Consider the following 20769-nt stretch of genomic DNA (forward strand, 5'->3'; position numbering starts at 1 on the left):
GAAAGGCTCAGTACTTAAAGTAGCGCAGATGCTGGCAATGGAAAAAAACATCCTGCCGGCTGCCTACGCCAACCAGTTTGCGCAAGCACAGTACCAGACGCCCCCACTATCGGGGCCACTGGTGGTGAAGGCCTTTCGGGATGCGTTCGGCAAGTCCCCATTCGACTTATTCGATGAGTTCGACATTACAGCGCGGCAGGCCGCCAGCATCGGGCAGGTCCACTTCGCGCGAAAAGGCAGCCATACATTCGCCGTGAAGGTGCAGTACCGGGAGTAGCCGACAGCATCCGCTCCGACATTCGGTTGGTGAAGCCCATTGCACTGCGAGTATTGGGCCTAAGTGAGGAGACGGTGCGTCCTTACTTGCAGGAAGTGGAAACCCGCCTGGTAGAAGAAACAGACTATGCGCTGGAGCTGCGGCGCGGCCAGAAAATAGCTGGCTTATGCGCAAGTTTGCCCCACGTAGAGTTCCCGACGTACTACCCCGAGCTTTCTTCCGCCCGCATCCTCACCATGGATTGGCTACCGGGGCAGCACCTACGTGAATTTCTGGCTACTAGCCCCAGTCAGGAAGTTCGTAACCAACTCGGGCAGGCACTCTGGGATTTCTACATGCACCAGTTGCACACGCTCCGCCAAGTACACGCCGATCCTCACCCCGGCAACTTCCTCCTACGCTCCCATAACGGTGGTACTCTCGGAGTGCTAGACTTTGGCTGTGTCAAAGAAATACCGGTCGAAGTACACCGACTGTTTACGGCTCTGCTGGCGCCCGAAACGCTGGCGGAAAACACCCTGCTCAGTGCATTGCTCACGGAAGCTGGAGTAATCCGCCCCGAAGATGCCCCTGCGAAGCAGGCCTTCTACGTCACAACCATGCAGGCGTCGCTGGAATTAGTGGGCCGACCGTTCCGTCAAGCTACGTTCGACTTCGGTGACCCGGCATTTCTGCAGAGCCTTTACGCCCTCGGCGACGACTTGCTGCAGCAGCCTGAACTTCGGCAGCAACGTGAGCCCCGGGGCTCCGAGCACTTCATTTATCTGAACCGGACCTATGTAGGTTTATATGCCCTACTCACCGAACTAGGTGCCTTTATCCGTACGGGGGCTGCCTAGCGGGTAGTACCGAGTCGCTACTAGCTACGGAAGGCACAAACTAAATCCGACGCTTTGAGTTTATGCTGCCAGTTGAGTTGCCTGCTTAGGTAGCTCAACTGGCTTTTTCGTCATCTTCTCACCCCTACTTATGAAAAAACTCTGGACCCTCTGTGTTACCCTACTGAGTGTGGTAACAATGGCCTCAGCGCAAACGATGAGCTGCTGCGCTAAGCCAGCTGCCGCCCCCAATGCAACGGAAGCATTTGCTATGTTAGCTTCCAACGAAGACTTCTCGGGTGGTCATGATGCCCCTTTGCCTTTTACCTATCAGGGCAACGGCGAAATGATAGAGTTTAAGACTACGGATGGGCAAACTAGTCGTGCTTTCGCAATCAAGAGCAACATCCGCTCCGATAAGTACCTGCTAATCATTCATGAGTGGTGGGGGCTCAATGACTACATCAAACAAGAAGCGGCACGCTTCGCCAAGGAATTACCAGGTGTAAATGTGCTGGCCCTAGACCTGTATGATGGTCAGGTAGCTGCCGATGCTGACCAAGCAGGTAAGCTAATGCAAGGTGTGAAAACCGACCGGGCCCAGGCCATTATTAAGGGGGCACTTTTGTATGCTGGTCCTCAAGCGCAAATTGCCAGCATTGGCTGGTGCTTTGGTGGAGGCTGGAGCATCCAAACCGCACTGCTAGCTGGTTCAAAAGCCAAAGCGTGCGTAGCCTACTACGGCATGCCTGAGAAAGACGTGACCAAGCTCAAGACATTGAACACCGACGTGCTTTTTGTTTTTGCTAAGCAAGATAAATGGATCAATGAGCAGGTAGTTGAGCAGTTCAAAAAGGACATGGCCACCGCGAAAAAGAGTCTAACCGTAAAATCCTACGATGCGGATCATGCTTTTGCCAATCCGTCAAACCCCAAGTATAATAAGGCCTACGCGGAAGAAGCACATGCTGCTTCGTTAGCTTACTTGAAAAAGGGTCTCAAGCTTAAGTAACTATCCCACGCGCCCTCCCTAGGATGGTCACCACAACTAGAAAGCAGAAAGGCTACCCGGTGGGTAGCCTTTCTGCTTTTGAATAATTAGGTAGTACAGCGCGTAACACATTAAAAGTAACCGATAGTGCAGAAACCCATTCGCGCACCGCAAAACGGCACTTTGTAGCGGTAGTAGTAACGGCAGTTGGTATCCCACCCCCACCTACTGGCACATATACCGCAGCCCAAAGCTCACAAGCGGGTTCCTACACTACGGTTTTCTGACAATTATCTCTATTCCAGCACTTTCAATTGCCAATCGGTAGCCAGCAATGCTGCTAGTTCCGCTACGCTTTCGGTGAGCTGCTCCCAGTTGGTCAACACGAAATACTGCTCCTGAAAGCGCACCTCTGTGAAGCCAGTATTCAGTACAGTTGCCAGATCAAAGGCGTGACGCGTTGTCTCATCATGCACGCAATGATGAACCTCTCCTGCCGATGACAACAGCCCTGCTCCGTAGAGGCGGGGTTTGCCATCTTCCAGCACCAAGCCAAATTCTACCGTAAACCAGTACAAAGCCCGCAGCCGCTGCAGTGCCTGTGCATCGTGCGGGTGCTGGCGGGCTACCTGGCCCAAAAACTGGAGGAAGTTGGCAAATGCTGCATCTGTCAGCAGGGGTACATGCCCGAATACATCATGAAACAGGTCTGGCTCCGCAATAAAGTCGAATTGCTGCATGCTGCGCAGCCAGGTAGTGGCCGGAAATTTCTTCTCAGCCAGCAAGGCAAAAAACGTAGCGTCATCCACTATCCCAGCTACTGGCACCAGCGACCAGCCCGTGTATTGGCGTAGCCGTCCGCTTACCTCCGCAAAATCGGGGATGGCATTGCGGTGGAACCCAATACGCTGCAGCCCCTGCGTAAAGGCAGTGCAAGCGCGCTTATGCAGCAGGGCCGTTTGGCGGTCGAACAATACTTTCCAAACCAATTGGTCTTGGGGCGTGTACCGATCGTAATGTTGCTGTAACATGGGTAGTAAGCAGAAAAAAAGCCCGGCTCCTAGCGGAGTCGGGCTTATTTGAAGATTCAGAGGTGAAGATGCATGTTGCGCTTCTAGCTTCCGTATCGGCAAAGTAGCCCGACTCCGTCCCACATGGGGCGAATATTGGATAGGCACTTTTTCTTTGCGACTTGGTTCAACATGATATTGCAAATATATACTATTGCAGCAATAGGTTGTATAACACATGACCATGTTTTTTTAGGCCCAATTATTAGTCAATACACCTTGCTACGGCCTGCACCCCTTCATTTATAGGGTGGTTATGGTCCATATAGTGGTTAATATAGAAAATACCCCTTAAAAATGACAGGTGTTTATCGATAATATCGATATATAAATGCAGTATGGTAGTAAAGTTCATCACCTCGTTAATATTTAATGAATCATTATAACCCTAACGATACCGTAGTGAAGTCATCCTATTGAAGTAACTAGTGTCCTCATACTAGTAAATGCTTGTTTGTTAGCATTTTACTATATCGATAGTACCTAGATATGCCGCTGATGCTGCCTATAGCAAGGGAAGCTTACGGTTCCGCACTATCTCGGCTCGCTCAGTTTTGCAATCCATAGAAAAGCCTGCTTCCTTACACGAGGAAGCAGGCTTTTCTATGGATTACTGGCTGGATATACCCTAACAGACGAAATACTACCCAGCTACAGCTTACTGAACAGGAACGTTAGTTAGCGTACCACTCAGAGTAGCACCACCAGCAAAAGTGCTGGTAAAACTTCCTGATACTGTTCTAAGTGAAGCGTTGCGCGTAGTACGACCGCTAGCAGTCTTGGCATCTCCCAACTTATCAGAATATACCTCTACCACATCAGTTACGTTGGCTCCAGCCGCCGTCGGGCTGCTTTGACTGAATGTCAAACGTACTTGGTCTCCACTAGTGAGTTTGCCGCTTATGGTGAGATGCGCAGTGGATCCTTGATAAGTAGCAGATCCTATCTGTGCTTGTGGCAGAACATATGGCGGAGCTCCATTTTCGCTTACAGAAACCTCCGTTATGTACATACCTGTATTGGTATTAGAATTTGGATTATCGTCATCATCACACCCAGATAGAATAGTGCCAAGAGCAAATACAGCAATAAGTAATCGTTTCATAGGATTTGTGAGTAGGCAAGAAGTTGGTTTAAGCCGCAATTTACACCATTGGCAGTAATTGAACGTGCAAGACCAAACTAGGCTAACTATTCTAATAGCTATTGGCCACTTACAAAAGCACCCGCCACTGTTAGAAGTAGCGGGTGCTTATGTAAGTAGCCAATAGCTATTCGCTACTCTAGCTCTTGTCGGAGGGCATATACCTTACGCAAATTGCGAATCAGGCGCGACGATTCCTGGAAGTTCAGAGTTTGCGCTCCATCGGAGGCAGCTTCTTCCGGCTTCTCATGAGCTTCGTAGATAATACCATCAGCACCAGCCATAACTCCCGCTAGGGCCATCGTGGGCACGTATTCGCGGATGCCAATACCGTGGGAGGGGTCTACGATGACAGGCAAGTGCGTCTTTTCTTTGAGGATAGGTACTGCGTTCAAGTCCAAGGTATTGCGCGAAGCAGTTTCGAAAGTTCGAATTCCTCGCTCGCAGAGGATGAGTTTCTCGTTGCCACCGGAGAATACGTACTCGGCTGAAGACAGCAACTCCTCTAGAGTTCCAGAAATGCCCCGTTTGATCATCACGGGCTTATCTACTCCACCCAAGGCATCAAGCAGATTGAAGTTTTGCGTATTGCGCGCTCCTACTTGAAACACATCCACATAGTCGTGCATTTCCTCTACCTGCGATACCTGCATTACCTCCGTAATGATTTTGATACCGCGGGCACGGGCCATCTGGTGAAATAGCTTCAACCCATCCATGCCAAGGCCGCGGAACGAATAGGGAGAGGAACGAGGCTTGAACACGCCCCCCCGCATGATGCGCACGTTGTTGTCCAGAAGGTGCTGCATGATAAGCTCCATCTGGGCCTCGCTTTCGATGCTGCATGGTCCAGCAGCCAGCGTGAGAGCTCCCTCTCCTACCCGCACGCCGTCGCCGAGGTCGAGTACGGTAGGGCGCACGCGCCATTTGCGGCTTACTAGTTTGTATTCGTCTGAAACGCGGTGAATATCCACAATACCGGGTAGCTGGCCAATGGCCCGCAGGTCGATATCGGCTTTACCGATGGCTACGAGGTAGTGCGCCCGCTGGGTTTTTACCTCCGTAGTTTTGTATTTAAGATCTGCAATGCGGGCTACAATAGCCTCCTTAGCGGCTTCCGCAATAGTAGGTTCGAGTTGGATTATCACAGAGCTACGCTGATGTCAGCGTCGATTTTGGAGAATGAGAGAAACAGGAGCAGGGGGTGCTACTTGCTAGGCTAGCACGGACTGCACAAAACGCTGGGCTGCAGCTGGGGCATCATCTACCCCATCTAGCGCCCGAATGAGGCAGAACCAATGATGGCACCCTCGGCATATTGGCAGGCATGTTGAAAGGAGGCTTTATCGCCGATACCAAAACCGATAAGGCGGGGATTACGGAGCTGCATTTCCTCAATGCGCTGAAAGTACGCTTCTTGTACTCCTTCTGCCTGCGTATTGGCACCACCCGTTGTGCCGGGGCCCGATACCAGGTAGAGAAAGGAATCCGTCAGCTCATCAATGCGCCGGATGCGTTCGGGAGCCGTCTGGGGAGTAATCAGAAATACCGGCCGCAAATTGTGTCGCTTGAAGACATCCTGGTACTCGGCCACGTAATCATCCAAGGGCAGGTCGGGTAGGATAACGCCATCTACGCCGGCAGCGGCAGCTTCGCGGCAGAAGTTTTCCATGCCGAACTGCATCACTGGATTGAGGTAGCCCATCAGCAGCACCGGTGTATCGGGCACTGTGCTGCGCAGGTCCTGCAACTGCGTGAATAACACGCGCAGATTCATACCGTTTTGAAGCGCTACCGTACTGCTTTGCTGAATTACCGGACCATCGGCTAGGGGGTCGGAGAATGGCATTCCTATTTCAATGAGGTCGGCCCCGGCCTTGGTCAGCGCCTGCAGCACGGGCACCGTAGACTCTAGGCGGGGGTAACCAGCCGTAAAGTACACGTTGAGCAGGTTTTTGCCTTTCTTCTCAAAGGCTTGTTGGATTCGATTAGCCATGAGAATTATGCGAGCGTTTCAGCGTGCTTCAAATACGTTTCCAGGTCTTTGTCGCCGCGGCCAGAGAGGTTTATTACTACCACATCATCGGGCCCGGCCCCTAGTTGTTGCAGCGCGGCCAGAGCATGTGCCGTTTCCAGCGCCGGAATGATACCTTCCAAACGACTTAATTCAGCTACCGCTCGTAATGCCTGTTCGTCTTCGATGCTGATAAAGCGCGCCCGGCCCGAATCGGCCAGGAAGGCATGCAATGGACCGATACCGGGATAGTCGAGGCCCGCCGAAATAGAATAGGGCTCGGTAATCTGGCCTTCTTCGTCTTGCATGAGCAGGGTGCGCGAACCATGGATAATGCCCGGTTTACCCAGCACCGATGTGGCAGCCGAATGGCCCGAGTTGACGCCGTGACCAGCTGCCTCTACGGCTACTAGCTGCACCGCCGGCTCTTCCAGAAAATGGTAGAAAGCCCCGGCCGCATTCGACCCGCCGCCCACGCAGGCTACTACGTAGTTCGGCAGCTCAGAGCCCGTTTTTTCTAGGAGCTGCTTGCGCATCTCCTCACTAATAACCGCCTGCAACCGGGCTACTAAATCGGGATACGGGTGAGGGCCTACCACCGAGCCGATGATGTAGTGCGTATCAACGGGGTTGCTGATCCAGTCGCGGATAGCTTCGTTTGTAGCATCCTTGAGGGTGCGGCTACCGCTCAAGGCCGCGCGCACCTCTGCTCCTAGCAAGCGCATGCGATACACGTTGGGCTTTTGGCGCTCCATGTCAATCTCGCCCATGTATACAATGCACTGCATCCCCATGAGCGCGCACACCGTGGCAGTAGCTACTCCGTGCTGGCCGGCCCCGGTTTCGGCAATGATGCGCGTCTTGCCCAAGCGCTTGGCTAGCAAAATCTGCCCCACGGTATTATTCACCTTGTGGGCGCCGGTGTGACAGAGGTCTTCCCGCTTCAGGTAAATCCGCGTGTTATATTTTTCCGACAGGCGCTTGGCTTCGAACAAAGGAGTAGGCCGGCCTACGTAGTCGCGTAACAGCTGCTGGTACTCCGCCTGGAACTTGGGTTCGGCGAGAATATCGAGGTAGCGTTGGCGCAGCTCTTCTACATTAGGGTAGAGCATTTCGGGAATGAATGCTCCGCCAAACTGGCCGTAGTAACCGCGCTCGGTGGGTTGTTGGTAGGTTGTCGTCATGAGTTCAAGGTTTCAGGCTGTTGGTCGTAGCGCGGCAAACATCTGCCGCAGCCGTTCGGGGTCTTTTACGCCCGGTGCCGTTTCAAAGCGGCTATTCAGATCCAAGGCAAACAAGCCTGGCAGGCGCAGGTTCCGTAACGCCTCAGCCTGGGCAAGTTCCAGCCCCCCGGCCAGAAAATACGGCACTGGCAGGTTGTAGTCGGCTAGCAAGTCCCAATTGAATGCGGTGCCGTTGCCACCGGGCTGGCCCCCTTTCGTGTCAAAGAGAAAGTAGTCGCAGCTACCCACATAAGGCAGGAGGACTGCTACATCTAGCGTATCTCCCACTGGGAAGGCCTTGATAACTGGCACGCCAGCTGCCCGTAAGGCTTGGCAGTTGGCGGGGGGTTCGTGGCCGTGCAGTTGCACCAAGTTCAGCCCTAGTTCTGTTACTCGGGCCTGCACTTCAGCTACCGGAGCATCTACGAACACCCCCACCTTCTGGATATGGGGAGGTAACTGCTCCAGCGTGGTCCGCACAAGCTGCTCGCCCACGTAGCGGCTTGAATGCGGGTAGAAGATAAAGCCTAGGAAATCGGGGTGCAGGGCTGCTATGGCCGCCATATTCTCGGGCTCCCGCATGCCGCACACTTTCAGGTAGGGGGCGGGAGTAGCAGCTAGCGCGGGCGGTACCATAGGGCAGAAGCTTAGAGTAGCGTAATGGCCTCGGTGGCGCGCAGCTGCTGTACCAAAGCGGCACACGCTTTCTCAGGCCGCGAATGGCGCATAAATGTTTCCCCAATCAGGAATCCCCGATAGCCTACTGCGCGCAGGGCCTCAATATCGGCGGCCGACGTCAGGCCGCTTTCCGTCACCTTCACGTACTCATCGGGGATGCGCTGCGCTAGTTCACCGGAGGTATCGAGGCTCACGGAGAAGTCGTGCAGGTTGCGGTTGTTTACCCCTACCAAGTTGACGGCATCGGGGTGCAAGGTTTTCTCTAATTCCTCGGCATTATGAATTTCGAGTAATACTTCCAGGCCCAGGCTCTTAGCCAGGCGGCCCAGGCGCAGCACTTCCTCACCCGTCAGTACCGCCGCAATGAGCAGTACGGCATCGGCCCCAATGCTCTTGGCCTCCAAAATTTGGTACTCATCTACCACAAAATCTTTGCGGAGGATGGGGCAGAAATTGTAGCGCCGCGCCGTAGTCAGGTCTTCGTTTTTGCCGCCGAAGAATTCTGTATCCGTCAGCACCGACAGTGCCGAAGCGCCGGCTTGCATGTAGCCTAGGGTGGTGCGCTCTACCGGGGCGTGGGGGTTGATGAAGCCCTTGCTTGGCGACTTGCGCTTGAACTCGGCAATGATACCACTGAGGTCGTCGCGCAGCAGGTAGCGGCGCAGGCTCAGCGGCTGAGCGTTCATGTAGAGGCTTTTTTCCAGCAGCTTTGCTGGCACCAAGCTTTGGCGGTCGGCTACTTCCTGGCGCTTGTGGGCAACAATTGTATCGAGAATGGTGGGCATGGCAAAAGAGTAGAATACGGGCGGCGTAGCACCCCGCATTGGTAAAATAGATTCAAACGATTGTGCTTCCGGGCTAGGCCAGCCGAAATTAACGGCGCAGGCTAGCTCAGCATGGCATTACGCTACCAAGCACTTACACAGCCACAGCCTGACTCTGCGTAGCTGTAAGCAAGTTGCGCAGCGCCTGCCGGGCCCGCCCCGAGTCCAATGACTCTTGGGCTGCCGCAAGTGCATCTACGAAGCTGAACGTGGGCTCCAGGCAACCAATGGCGAGGGCGGCGTTGGCTGTTACTACGTCGCGTTGGGCGCGGGTGGCACGGCCTTCCAGCACATCTACAAACAACCGGGCCGACTCCTGGGGGGTACGCCCGCCGGCCAGCTCTGCCGGAGTGGTTGTGGTCAGCCCCAGCTCAGCGGCCGATACTAGTTGCTCGCCAGCAGGTGTAGCCAGCTTGGCCATACCCGTCAGCGACAACTCATCGTATCCATCCAGCGCGTGCACTACTGCGTAGCGGGCATCGGTTTGCTGCAATAGGTAGTGGTACAAACGCAGCAGCTCCAGACTGAAGGTGCCCGCTACCTGGAATTTGGGTCGGGCAGGATTCACGAGCGGCCCTAGTATATTGAAGAAGGTGCGCACACCCAGTTCGCGGCGCACAGGTCCAGCGTAGCGCATGGCCGGGTGAAACGATGGCGCATGCAAAAAGCAGATATTGGCTTGCTCTAGCTGGCGCTTCAGTACGTCATTACCCACACCAAACTCTACCCCCAACTGCGCCAGCACATCCGACGAGCCGCACACCGAGGATACGCCAATGTTGCCGTGCTTCGTGACCTTGTAGCCGGCCCCTGCTACTACAAAACAAGCCAGGGTACTAATATTGAGGGTATCCTTGCCGTCGCCCCCGGTGCCTACGATGTCTACGGTATCGTGGGTACCTAGCTCCGGGTCGCGAGAAAGACTGAGCAGCGCATCCCGGAACCCCGCCAGCTCCGGCACTGAAATAGGACGCATCCGGTACACAGCCATAAAGGCCGCCATTTCGGCCGGATTGGCCTCATTCTGCCCGATACGCAGCATCGCCTCCTGAGCCTCTACGTGAGTCAGGAGCTGCTGCTCGAACAATTGATTAAGAAGATGTTTCATCGACGACGCCAAGCGCAAGCTGGGCGGTTGGTAAGGTAACGGTGGGATTAGGGGGCCGCATAGCAGTTGGCTACTTCTGCTGCCTTAGGCAAGTAGGTGGTGCTAGGCGAGCCAGTTACGCAGCATCTGAGTTCCGTGCTCAGTTAAGATAGACTCGGGGTGAAACTGCACGCCGCGCACATCATACTCGCGGTGGCGAAAGGCTAGCACTTCCCCATCGGCGTCGCGGGCGGTTACTTCCAGCTCGCTTGGCACTGACTCCGGCCGGATGCTCCACGAGTGGTAGCGCCCCACGCGAAATTGGGTAGGTAGCCCAGCAAACAGCCGATCCTCCGCGGTTACTTCTGCATCGGTAGCAATACCGTGCAGCACGGCAGGTAAGTTGTAAAGTTCTCCACCAAAGCTTTCCGCCAAACCCTGATGGCCCAGGCACACGCCCAAAATGCGCTTAGTGGGTGCGTACCGCTTGATAATTTCGGGCATCAGGCCCGCTTCCGTAGGCACCCCTGGGCCCGGAGACAGTAGCAATGCGTCGTATTTATCTACGTCTTCCAGGGTCAGCTTGTCGTTGCGAATCACGTCGAGGTTCTCTCCGTGGCCCAACTCGCGCAGCAAGTGCACCAAGTTGTAAGTGAAAGAATCGTAGTTGTCGAGAACGAGGATTTTCATGGTTTTGCGCCAGTTGGAAGGTGGCCTTTTAATGCACTATGGGATGTTCTACTTGCCGCACTTTATACTGCTTCTGCCTCTTTGAGCGCCTTGCGTAGGGCAGCCAGCTTATGGTGCACCTCTTGCAACTCAGAGTTGATATTGGAGGCTGCTACGACTCCGGCACCCGCTTGGAAGTACAACTGTCCTTGCGCGCTCAGGAAGGAGCGAATCATAATGGCGTGATTGAAGTCGCCGTTGAAGCCCAGGTGGCCAATGGCGCCGCCGTAGTAGCCGCGGGCGGTGGGCTCCAAGCCATCAATGAGCTGCATGGCGCGATGCTTGGGCGCCCCAGAAAGGGTACCGGCGGGGAAAGTATCGGCTACCACTTGCAAGGGGCTAGCTGACGCCGCCAGCACGGATGTTACCTCGCTAACCAAATGAATAACGTGGGAGTAGAACTGAATTTCGCGGAACACTTTCACTTGTACGTTGTCGCCGTGACGAGCTAGGTCGTTGCGGGCCAAATCTACCAGCATGGTGTGCTCGGCATTCTCCTTAGGATCATCGGCCAGCTTCTGGGCCAGGGCTGCATCTTCAGCATCGTGGCCCGTGCGGCGGAAAGTACCCGCAATCGGATACAAGCTGGCCTGCCGACCTTTGATAAGCAACTGTGTTTCGGGCGAAGAGCCAAAAATCTTGAATGAGCCGTAATCGAAGTAAAACAGGTAGGGCGAAGGATTGATTGAACGCAATGCCCGATACACGTTGAACTCATCACCGGTGAAGCCCTGCTGAAAACGGCGCGACAGCACAATTTGGAATACGTCGCCGCGGCGGCAGTGCTGCTGGCCCTGGGCTAGCACGCGCAGAAACTCCTCATCGGTTTGGTTGGTCTGCTCCTCTCCCACTGTCTGAAACTTGAAGTCGGGCAACGACGGGTTCCGAATCAGGTTTACCAATCGTTGCAGCCCTTCTTCTTCTACCTCTTGCCCCGCCAACGTGTGCTCAAACACATACAGTTCGTTGCGGAAGTGATTTACTGCAATAACGTAGCGGTACGTGCCGTACAAAATATCAGGCACATTGCCCGCCGCCTGCTTTGCCTCACGTAGCGTTAAGTCCTCGAAGTACTGTACTCCTTCATAGCCAATGTAGCCAAACAGCCCCCCCGTAATAAAGTCAAACCCCGTTTCCTCGGTTTGAAAGCAGTTGGCAAACTCTTGCAGGCGCGTTAGGGCGGTGCGAGGCTCGTCTAGCGTTTCCGTAACCGTACTATCATCTGGGAAGCTTAGCGTAAGCTCACCGCTACGTAGCTCAAAGCGGGCCAGCGGATCAAAAGCCAAGTAACTAAACGCATTCTGCTGACCGTGGTAGTCCGAGCTTTCCAGCAGCAAGCAGTTGGGGTACCGGTCGCGCAGGCGCAGGTAAAGGCCTACTGGCGTTACCGTATCGGCTAATACGCGAAGATGGCGGGTATGGAGTTGAAACTGTTTCATGAATCGGGGCTGGTGAGGGAGGAGTGGTTCCAGCGCCGGGCGGCAAGAAAAAAGCCCGGCGGGTGGCCGGGCTTTCTGTTTATCGAAGCAAAATCACTTGACTTTACTACATGCACAGGCTGTCCCGTCCGGAGTTTCCGAGGGGCCACCACCAAGCTTGCAGGGTCATGTGAGAAGTCATTAGCAACTGAAAGAGGATGCGTTTGCGGCACAAAGGTACAGTACGCCTTTTACTGCACAAGCATTTTTTAGGTTTTCTGCTTACGTACTTTTCAATACTACCCCTTTAAATTTTTAGATGTTGCAACCACCATCAGCAACCTACTCGAGTAGTAAGCTCTGCTCTCCTGTTTGCTGCTGGCTTGCTAGCCGAAGGATGTAGCTTCCTTTCGGCAAACGACGGATGTCTACTTGGCTGCCCGAGTGTACACGCTGCCGAATAACTCGCTGGCCTTGTATCGAGCGTACTTCCAACTTAGCCCGCGCGCCAGTAGCCGGTAATTGCACCGTCAAATACCCGGCTGTTTTTCCACGATATACGCTGTAAGCCAGAGCATCTGCCGTGGCGCTAGTGTATAGCCATTGATAAGCGGCTGGAAACTCTCGCTGCCAGAACCACTCGGCGTGCTTGCCATCGGTTGCTGTTGTAAGATGCAAATTGTTTCCTGTCAGCTTGCCTACCCGAGACAACGAGTCACGCACGGCCTGCATCAGTGGCACCATGGTTTCACTCTCGGTAGTACCGCTTACGAAGTAAAAGCGCGTATCTAGCTGGGGCGGAAGCTGTTGCAAGTAGTTGAACAAGGAATCTTTGGCAAACCAGAATGCCGGTGAGAACACACCCACCTTGCTGTATACCGCCGGATACCGCAGGGCAGCATAGGTAGAAATGAGACCTCCCATACTACTCCCAGCCATGCCCGTAAATTCTCGGCCCGAGAGAGTTCGGTAAGTAGCGTCGATATAGGGCTTCAGTGTGCGGGCCATGAAATCCACGTAGGCGGCGCCTTGCCCCCCACCATACTCTGGATTTCGCCACGGCGAGAGTTCATTTAGCCGTTCGGCACCACCATTATCAACTGCTACTACAATACTGCCGCGCGCGTCTAGTCCTTGTTGCTGCAGCTTATTCAGGGCTTCGTCTACTCCCCATTCGCCGGAAAAGCTTGTGCACGCATCGAACACATTTTGCCCATCGTGCATGTACAGGACCGGGTAGCGTTTGGTCGGGGCAGTTTCGTAATCGGGAGGTAGGTATACCCATACCCGACGCGTGCGGTTCAATTGCGGCATAGCAAAACGGGTGCTTATTACTCGCACATTAGCCTGACGAGTACTCTGACACTCCACCTTCCCCTTTCCCGAATCTTTCCAATTTTCAACCGTCACTTCTACTACCGCCGCAGTACCAGTAACCACGTATTGTCGGTTGCTTAAATCGTTGTTTTGGTTATCGGTTTCAACAGTACCCCATGTCCCCCGGGTGAACTTGAATTCGATGGGTCCCTGAACCGATGCTGGCAGTGTAATCTGGTACCTACCATCTTGGTTGAGAGTAAGTGCATAAGCACTATCAGCTGGGTTCCACTTATTAAAGCCTCCTACCATGTACAAGGTACTTTTAGCCGGTGTAGAAGCCGGTAATGTTGTTATGAGGAAGGTCGTTTGGGCACCACCACGTACAGCAATAAATCCTAGTATTAGAATGAGAAGACAACGAGTCATAAGGGAGCAACGAGGCACACTAAAAGAGAGGAAAGACTATTACTAACTCCAAGGAGCTAGATACGACGTTATTATCCAGGAAACTAGCTGAAAACGCCCAAAAAAACCGTTTTTATGATTTGTATTTTTCTCATAAACTGCAATCTAACTACACCTATAATTACTTTTCATTATGGGGCCTAGACGAGAGTTTCGCAGTTTTTTTACTAAAAATAAATTTAGGGATTTAACGAGCCATGTTCTTTCCCAAGAGCAATCTTCTACTGCTCAGTAGACAGCCCGAACCACTCATCAAATCACCCTAAAAACCTAGGCCAGACCCCGCCTCTATTGACATAAAGCTAAAATGCGCTGAGTGTGCGATTACTTTTTTAGCAACTACTTTTTTCAACAACCATCACTTTAAGAGTCTTCCCCCCTCTTGTATGTGGGGCTTTTTTTCTTATTCGCTACCATTACAGTGATCCACCTATCAAAAATCAACTCTTATTGAGCTTCATACATGGTTCCATTCACACTATCCCTAGCAAAAGCAATACAGCATCATCAAAATCTACCATACAATATCAATTATCATGCTTCACTATCTGAGTTGACTTGAGTCACTCGCTGGGTTTAACTATAGTTTGAGAGTACTCACTCATCCTATCCGCTAAGCTGTTAGGCTGAATGTGTGGGGCAAGATCTGAGGCTGCTGCTCCTTGATCTGATTTTTCGTGGCAAACCTCAATTATTGCTATTCTCAGACGCGTGTTTGGCACGTTGTTTTTGTGCCTAGACAGGCTTTAACTTGCATTGTTTCTTAACGATTTGGTGACATTTCACATCAAAAAAATCGTTTTGAAGATGGCAGCCATGAGCGTCATTTTTTCTGGTGTATCCCCCTCTGGCGGCAAACAAATTCCCACTCCGGCAACACCGGAAAAATCCATTTTAACCCCTAACATTTTTTCAATGAAACACCCCTATCTAGCGAAATTGGCGTTTCCGCTGCTGACTGCAGCCGTGAGCGTCAGCAGCGCATACGCACAGGGTACTGGCACTGTGAGTGGCCGCGTTCTAGACGAAAAGAACGAAGGAATTCCTGGTGTTACGGTTCTAATTGAAGGCACTACCCTCGGGGGGTCTACCAACTCCGATGGTACCTTCTCTATTCAGGGAGTGCCAAGTGGGCAGCATACGCTGGTAACGTCTTTTGTAGGCTATACAACCAAGCGTCAAACCATTACGGTAACAGCTGGCCAAAATACGACGGTAGCCAACGTTTCTTTAGCTGAAAACACCACGTTGCTGAATGAGGCAGTCGTAATAGGCTACGGTACGCAACGTCGTCAAGACCTGACAGGTGCCGTAGAACAAATCAGCGAGAAGCAGTTCGTAAAGGGTCAAGTAACTAACCCCGAGCAGTTGGTGCAAGGCAAGGTTGCAGGTGTACAAATTACGACAGGTGGCGGTGCCCCAGGCTCTAATTCTCAGATCCTGATTCGTGGCGGCTCATCTTTGAGTGCATCTAATAGCCCACTCATTATTATTGATGGAGTACCTGTTGATAATACAGGTCTGGCAGGTGCTACCAACCCATTGTCATTGATTAACCCGAATGACATCGAAAGTATTTCCGTATTGAAAGATGCTTCTTCGACGGCCATCTACGGGGTGCGAGCTTCCAACGGGGTAATTATTGTTACTACTAAAAAAGGAGTGCAGGGCGACGCCTTCCATGTGAACGTGTCAACTCAACAGTCGTTGGCAACGGTAGCTAAATATGCTGATGTACTCAATGCTGACGAGTTCCGCACATTGGTACGGGAGCGTGGTACGACTAGCCAACTAGCTACGTTGGGCACGGCCAACACCGATTGGCAGCGCGAGATATACCGCACGGCGTACACCGCTGACAATAACGTGAGCATCAGCGGTTCTGCTGGTCCAGTTCCTTATCGCGTATCTGGAGGCTACTTGTCGCAACAAGGTTTGCTAAAGAACAATGATCTGAAGCGCTATAGCGGTGCGATCAGCTTGACACCTGTTCTGCTCGATGGTAATCTGCGCGCTACTATCAACTTAAAAGGCTCCTGGATTGACAACAGCTTCTCTGACCAAGGAGCAGTAGGAGCTGCTGTGGCTTTCGACCCAACTCAGTCTGTCACTTCCAACGAAGACCGTTTTGCACAGTACGGCGGCTACTTTGAGTTCCTAGATCCAAGTGGCAATGGCAACCCCAACACGTTGGCGGTCCGCAACCCAGTTAGCCTCATCAATCAGCGCCGCGACCGGAGTACCGTAAAGCGGAGCATCGGCAACGTACAACTCGACTATAAGCTGCCGTTCTTGACGGGCCTAAGCGCCAATCTGAACCTAGGCTACGATATCCAGCGCGGCAACGGAACCATTTTCGTACCTCTTACGGCGGCGTCTACCTTCAACCGCCGGGGTATCAACAATAATTACAAGCAGGACCTGAACAACTCACTGCTTGAAGCCTACGCCAAGTACGAGCGGACACTAGGCATCGGCCGCTTGGAGCTGCTGGCGGGTTACTCGTATCAGAAGTTTGAGAATCGCAGCTACGTGTTTGATGACTTCAGCGCCGATGAGAACCGTACCGTTTTTGCGCCGGTTTCGCTAAGCTATAATGGCCAGAACACGTACTTGAACACCAATGTGCTAGTTGGCTTCTATGGTCGCCTGAACTATAACATCGCCGACAAGTACCTATTCACGGGTACGTTCCGGGCTGATGGAACTTCCCGCTTTAACCCCGACCACTTCGGCTACTTCCCTTCCGGCGCCTTTGCTTGGCGTATTAAAGGCGAAGACTTCCTGAAGAACTCTGAGGCTGTTTCGGAATTGAAGTTACGCTTAGGCTATGGTCAAACGGGTCAGCAGGATCTGGGCGGTAACTACTATCCCTTCCTAGCGAACTTGTCACTGAGCTCCCTGACGGCGCAATACCAGCTCGGTAATACTTTTTATCGTACGCTCCGCCCCGACCAGTACAACCCCAATATCACCTGGGAGACTACCACCACTTACAACGCTGGTATTGACTACGGCTTCTTCGGAGGCCGCTTCTACGGCTCCGTAGACGTGTACAAGCGGGATACCCGCGACCTGCTGAATTTCGTCAACATCCCCGCGCTTTCGGGCCTATCGAACGCCGGCACTTTCAACGTTGGATCACTAACCAACAAAGGTGTTGAATTCATAGCCAACCTGGATGCCGTTAAAGGCAACGACCTAAACGTAACAGTAAACGGCAACCTGACCTATAATCAGAACCGCATTACTAAGCTTAACTCGACAAGCTCGTCCAACGACGTTGGTAACCTAACTGGCGGCATTTCGGGCGGCGCGGGTAATACTATTCAGGTGAATAGTGTGGATTACCCAGCCCAATCATTCTACGTGAACCAGCAGGTTTACGGAGCCAATGGTAGCCCACTGGAAGGTGTTTACGTGGATCGGAATGGCGACGGCGCAATCAACAGCTCAGACCGGTACCGGTATAAGTCAGCGCGCCCAGACTACATCATTGGTGGTGGGGCCAACATATCCTACCACGGGGCGAACTTGGCTTTCACGCTACGTTCCAACCTGAACAACTACGTATATAATAACCGCCGCTCGGAAAGCTTCTATGATCAGAGCACTAACGGCTTTGTGGTAAACCGCAACCGGGAGGTACTAAGCTCAGGTTTCGGCACAGCTCAGTACTTCTCAGATTACTATGTGGAGAATGGCTCGTTCCTGCGAATGGAAAACGTTACACTGGGGTATAACTTCGGTGAGATGGTCCGCAAAGGCACGAACTTAAGCCTGTCGTTTGCAGTTCAGAACGTGTTCCTGATTACAAAATACAAAGGCATTGACCCGGAAGTAATCGGCGGCATCGACAACACTATTTACCCACGTCCTCGCACCTTCACTTTGGGCTTGAACCTCGGTATTTAACCCCTCCCACCCCTAGCATTATGTACAAAAAATTCACTCGCACCCTAGGAATGCTGGCTATGGCTGGCGGGTTACTTTCCCTGGTTTCCTCGTGCACGGACGACTTAGATCAGATTCCGGATTACTCGGCTAACGCTGAAATAGTATATAGAGACCCAGCCCAGATTCAGCAGGTACTTGCCCGCTTGTACGCCACGTTTGCCATTAGTGGTCAGTCGGGTCCTTCTGGTAGCCCCGACATTACGGGCATCGACGAAGGCTTCTCTAATTACTTGCGCGCTTACTGGCAGTTGCAGGAAATCACGACGGATGAAGCAGTTCTTGGCTGGAACGACGGCAACTTGCCCAGCGTGAATACAATTCAATGGAACGCAGACAACGAGTTTATACGGGCCACCTACGACCGTATCTACTACGAAATTGCGCTCTGCAACGAATTTATCCGTCAAACTTCTGATGCCAGGCTCTCGGAGCGTGGTATCACTGGGACGGAAGCCGGTAACATACGTACGTACCGTGCGGAAGCCCGCTTCCTCCGTGCCCTCTGCTATTGGCATGCGGTTGATATGTTTGGCGGCGGTCCTTTCGCTACCGAAGAGGCTACTATTGGTTCGAATCCAGAGTACAAAACTCGGGCAGAAATTTTTGCCTACATCGATTCGGAGCTAAAGGCGCTGGATGCCGAAGGCGCTATGCTGGCTCCCCGGGCAGTATACGCTCGCGCTGACCAGGGTACTCTTTGGACCTTGATGACCAAGCTGTATCTGAATGCGCAAGTATACACGGGTACGGCTCGCTACAATGATGCCGTTACGTATGCCAATAAAGTACTTGCTGCTGGGTATACGCTCAGCCCCAGCTACGCTAATCTGTTTTTGGCTGATAACGACAAGACAGCTGCTCGCAACGAAATCATTTTCCCCATCACTTTTGATGGCACTCGTACTAAAGGTTACGGAGGAATGACCTTCTTAGTACACGCGGCAGTAGGTCGTGCTGTAACGCCCGCCAGTGCTGGTATCAATGGTGGTTGGGGCGGCACTCGTGCTAAGCAGAACCTGCCGGCTCTGTTTACTTCTACCACGGATACACGCAGAAATCTGTTCTTCACGAGAGCACAGAATCCAAATGTGGACACGTTAAGCGCGTTTAGCAGCGGTACCCTAGTTACCAAATATCGTAACGTAACCTCGGGCGGTGTAGCCGGCTCTGATGTGGAAGGCAACTTCCCCGATACGGATTACCCCATGTTCCGCCTAGCCGATGTGCAACTCATGTATGCCGAAGCGCTTTTGCGTGGTGGTACGGGTGGCACGGCAGGTTCAGCTCTAGCACAGGTAAATGCAGTACGAGCACGTTCAGGCGCTTCAGCTTTAACGTCCGTGTCGTTGGACAATATTCTGGATGAGCGGGGCCGTGAGCTGTTTTGGGAAGGTCACCGTCGTACCGACTTGATCCGCTTCGGGAAATACACTACTGGCTACAACTGGCCTTTCAAAGGTGGTGTGCGGGCAGGCCGAGATGTAGAAGCTACGCGCGTTTTATTCCCTATTCCCAACACGGATATCGTGGCAAACCCCAACCTGGCAGGTCATCAGAACCCCGGTTACTAAGCATCTTGATTCGCACCGGGAACTAGCGTTAGCTGGTTCCTGGTTTGCGTACAAATTCACCTAAAAAATTCCCTAACCATGAAGAGTTTTTTTACCAAGCTCACCGGGGCAGCCTTGGCGGCGACTGTTTTCCTCGCTTCGTGTGAGAAGGATGAGACACAGGCTAAGCTTAACATAGCTGCTACTCCTCAACTGACCTCAAGTGCCACTACTGCCACACTGAGCAGCGCTACTTCAGCTAACAACGCTGTTACATATACATGGACTCCGGCTGACTTTGGGTACCAAGCAGCTACTACATATATGCTACAGTTCGCTAAGCAAGGCTCCAATTTTGCTAGTAATGTATATGAAGTGAATGTAGGCAATGCGCTGACCAAAACGTTTACTGTAGGCGAACTAAACTCCGTTTATGAGGGCGTTGATTGCAACTCAGCTAATACTGCAACTAAGCTAGATGTTCGTGTAATAGCTACCGTCGGTACGGCAGCATCAACGGCCACTTCTACCACTAGCTCAATTCAAGCCACTCCATACGCTGGTCAAACTGCACCCGCCGACAAATGGGGCATCATTGGTTCTGCTACTCCTGGTGGGTGGGATACGGATACGGATATGACGTATGACTTCTGCACTCGCACCTTCAAGGCAACGCTGCCACTCACAGCGGGAGCATTCAAGTTCCGCGCTAATGACGCCTGGACATTAAATTATGGCGACGATGCTAATGACAAGGCATTAGAAGCAGGTGGTGCTGATATTGCAATGACTGCTACTGGCACGTACGAAGTGACGCTTAATTTGAACGCAACTCCTAAGCCTACCTATACTATCACGAAGAAGTAATCATCACTTCCTGGATAAAAGAAAAGCTCCGCCTAGATAGGCGGAGCTTTCTTTTATCAGGAAGTGATGATTATCCAGCTTACCGCTTACTATTTATATGCAAGCGAATAGCTATTCTACTACTACCTTTTGACTAGTAAACTGTGTTCCTACCCGTAGTTTCACGAAATAAGCACCAGCAGCCAGGTTGTCGAACGAATACAGTTGTGCACCAGCCTGCTTGCCAGCTGCCAAGCTACGTACCGTTTGGCCTAGTGCATTGAACAACTTCCAGGGCCACTTCCTGCTGGCCTCCTGGAACTACGTAACTAACCTGCGCCGCACCCGGAGTGGGTTG

Annotated in this window: 16 protein-coding genes and 1 pseudogene; 5 read left to right on the forward strand and 12 right to left on the reverse strand. The window is 52.6% G+C overall.

Features of this window, described 5'->3' with window-relative positions:
- Window positions 1-37: 37 nt before the first annotated feature.
- Both VI25_RS06230 and VI25_RS06235 read left to right on the forward strand, forming a co-directional pair.
- Window positions 38-1116, forward strand: a pseudogene (locus VI25_RS06230) (ABC1 kinase family protein).
- A 130-nt stretch (window positions 1117-1246) separates the two neighbouring features.
- A complete protein-coding gene (locus VI25_RS06235) occupies window positions 1247-2107 on the forward strand; it encodes a dienelactone hydrolase family protein (RefSeq protein WP_045687163.1) in 861 nt (286 codons plus the stop codon).
- A 275-nt stretch (window positions 2108-2382) separates the two neighbouring features.
- Here VI25_RS06235 and VI25_RS06240 read toward each other — a convergent pair whose 3' ends face one another.
- From VI25_RS06240 to VI25_RS06285, 11 genes are all read right to left on the reverse strand, one after another.
- Entirely contained in the window at window positions 2383-3117 is a 735-nt protein-coding gene (locus tag VI25_RS06240) for a phenylalanine 4-monooxygenase (protein ID WP_045687162.1), read from the reverse strand.
- 697 nt (window positions 3118-3814) lie between these two features.
- The gene (locus VI25_RS24625; RefSeq protein ID WP_152981517.1) at window positions 3815-4261 is read right to left on the reverse strand and encodes a hypothetical protein; all 447 of its coding nucleotides are present in this window, start codon (window positions 4259-4261) and stop codon (window positions 3815-3817) included.
- Between the two features lie 173 nt (window positions 4262-4434).
- On the reverse strand, window positions 4435-5448 hold the full coding sequence (aroF, locus tag VI25_RS06245; RefSeq protein WP_045687161.1) for a 3-deoxy-7-phosphoheptulonate synthase: 1014 nt from the start codon (window positions 5446-5448) through the stop codon (window positions 4435-4437).
- A gap of 125 nt (window positions 5449-5573) precedes the next feature.
- Complete coding sequence (gene trpA, locus VI25_RS06250) at window positions 5574-6296, reverse strand: tryptophan synthase subunit alpha (protein ID WP_236704919.1); 723 nt, start codon at window positions 6294-6296, stop codon at window positions 5574-5576.
- Between the two features lie 5 nt (window positions 6297-6301).
- Entirely contained in the window at window positions 6302-7498 is a 1197-nt protein-coding gene (trpB, locus tag VI25_RS06255; protein ID WP_045687160.1) for a tryptophan synthase subunit beta, read from the reverse strand.
- Between the two features lie 12 nt (window positions 7499-7510).
- Complete coding sequence (locus VI25_RS06260) at window positions 7511-8173, reverse strand: phosphoribosylanthranilate isomerase (RefSeq protein WP_045687159.1); 663 nt, start codon at window positions 8171-8173, stop codon at window positions 7511-7513.
- An 11-nt stretch (window positions 8174-8184) separates the two neighbouring features.
- Window positions 8185-9000 carry an indole-3-glycerol phosphate synthase TrpC gene (trpC, locus tag VI25_RS06265; protein ID WP_045687170.1) on the reverse strand — a complete coding sequence of 272 codons (816 nt, stop codon included), beginning with the start codon at window positions 8998-9000 and terminating at the stop codon, window positions 8185-8187.
- A gap of 133 nt (window positions 9001-9133) precedes the next feature.
- The gene (gene trpD / locus VI25_RS06270; RefSeq protein ID WP_045687158.1) at window positions 9134-10147 is read right to left on the reverse strand and encodes an anthranilate phosphoribosyltransferase; all 1014 of its coding nucleotides are present in this window, start codon (window positions 10145-10147) and stop codon (window positions 9134-9136) included.
- Window positions 10148-10249: 102 nt separating this feature from the next.
- Window positions 10250-10816: an anthranilate synthase component II gene (locus VI25_RS06275; protein ID WP_045687157.1), complete on the reverse strand. Its 567-nt coding sequence runs from the start codon at window positions 10814-10816 to the stop codon at window positions 10250-10252.
- A gap of 62 nt (window positions 10817-10878) precedes the next feature.
- A complete protein-coding gene (locus VI25_RS06280) occupies window positions 10879-12294 on the reverse strand; it encodes an anthranilate synthase component I family protein (RefSeq protein ID WP_045687156.1) in 1416 nt (471 codons plus the stop codon).
- 321 nt (window positions 12295-12615) lie between these two features.
- Window positions 12616-14019 carry an alpha/beta hydrolase-fold protein gene (locus tag VI25_RS06285; protein ID WP_082455419.1) on the reverse strand — a complete coding sequence of 468 codons (1404 nt, stop codon included), beginning with the start codon at window positions 14017-14019 and terminating at the stop codon, window positions 12616-12618.
- 954 nt (window positions 14020-14973) lie between these two features.
- Between VI25_RS06285 and VI25_RS06290 the strand changes: the two genes are divergently transcribed.
- The 3 genes from VI25_RS06290 to VI25_RS06300 all read left to right on the forward strand — a co-directional run bounded on the left by VI25_RS06290 (window position 14974) and on the right by VI25_RS06300 (window position 20432).
- A complete protein-coding gene (locus tag VI25_RS06290) occupies window positions 14974-17973 on the forward strand; it encodes a SusC/RagA family TonB-linked outer membrane protein (RefSeq protein WP_045687168.1) in 3000 nt (999 codons plus the stop codon).
- 20 nt (window positions 17974-17993) lie between these two features.
- Complete coding sequence (locus VI25_RS06295; RefSeq protein WP_045687154.1) at window positions 17994-19586, forward strand: RagB/SusD family nutrient uptake outer membrane protein; 1593 nt, start codon at window positions 17994-17996, stop codon at window positions 19584-19586.
- A 78-nt stretch (window positions 19587-19664) separates the two neighbouring features.
- The gene (locus VI25_RS06300) at window positions 19665-20432 is read left to right on the forward strand and encodes a SusE domain-containing protein (protein ID WP_055562356.1); all 768 of its coding nucleotides are present in this window, start codon (window positions 19665-19667) and stop codon (window positions 20430-20432) included.
- Window positions 20433-20543: 111 nt separating this feature from the next.
- Here VI25_RS06300 and VI25_RS28840 read toward each other — a convergent pair whose 3' ends face one another.
- Window positions 20544-20699, reverse strand: coding sequence for a T9SS type A sorting domain-containing protein (locus VI25_RS28840; protein WP_082455420.1), 156 nt, complete (start codon window positions 20697-20699; stop codon window positions 20544-20546).
- Between the last annotated feature and the right edge of the window lie 70 nt (window positions 20700-20769).

Origin of the sequence: Hymenobacter sp. AT01-02 (assembly GCF_000961955.2) — a bacterium.
Taxonomy (GTDB): domain Bacteria; phylum Bacteroidota; class Bacteroidia; order Cytophagales; family Hymenobacteraceae; genus Hymenobacter; species Hymenobacter mucosus.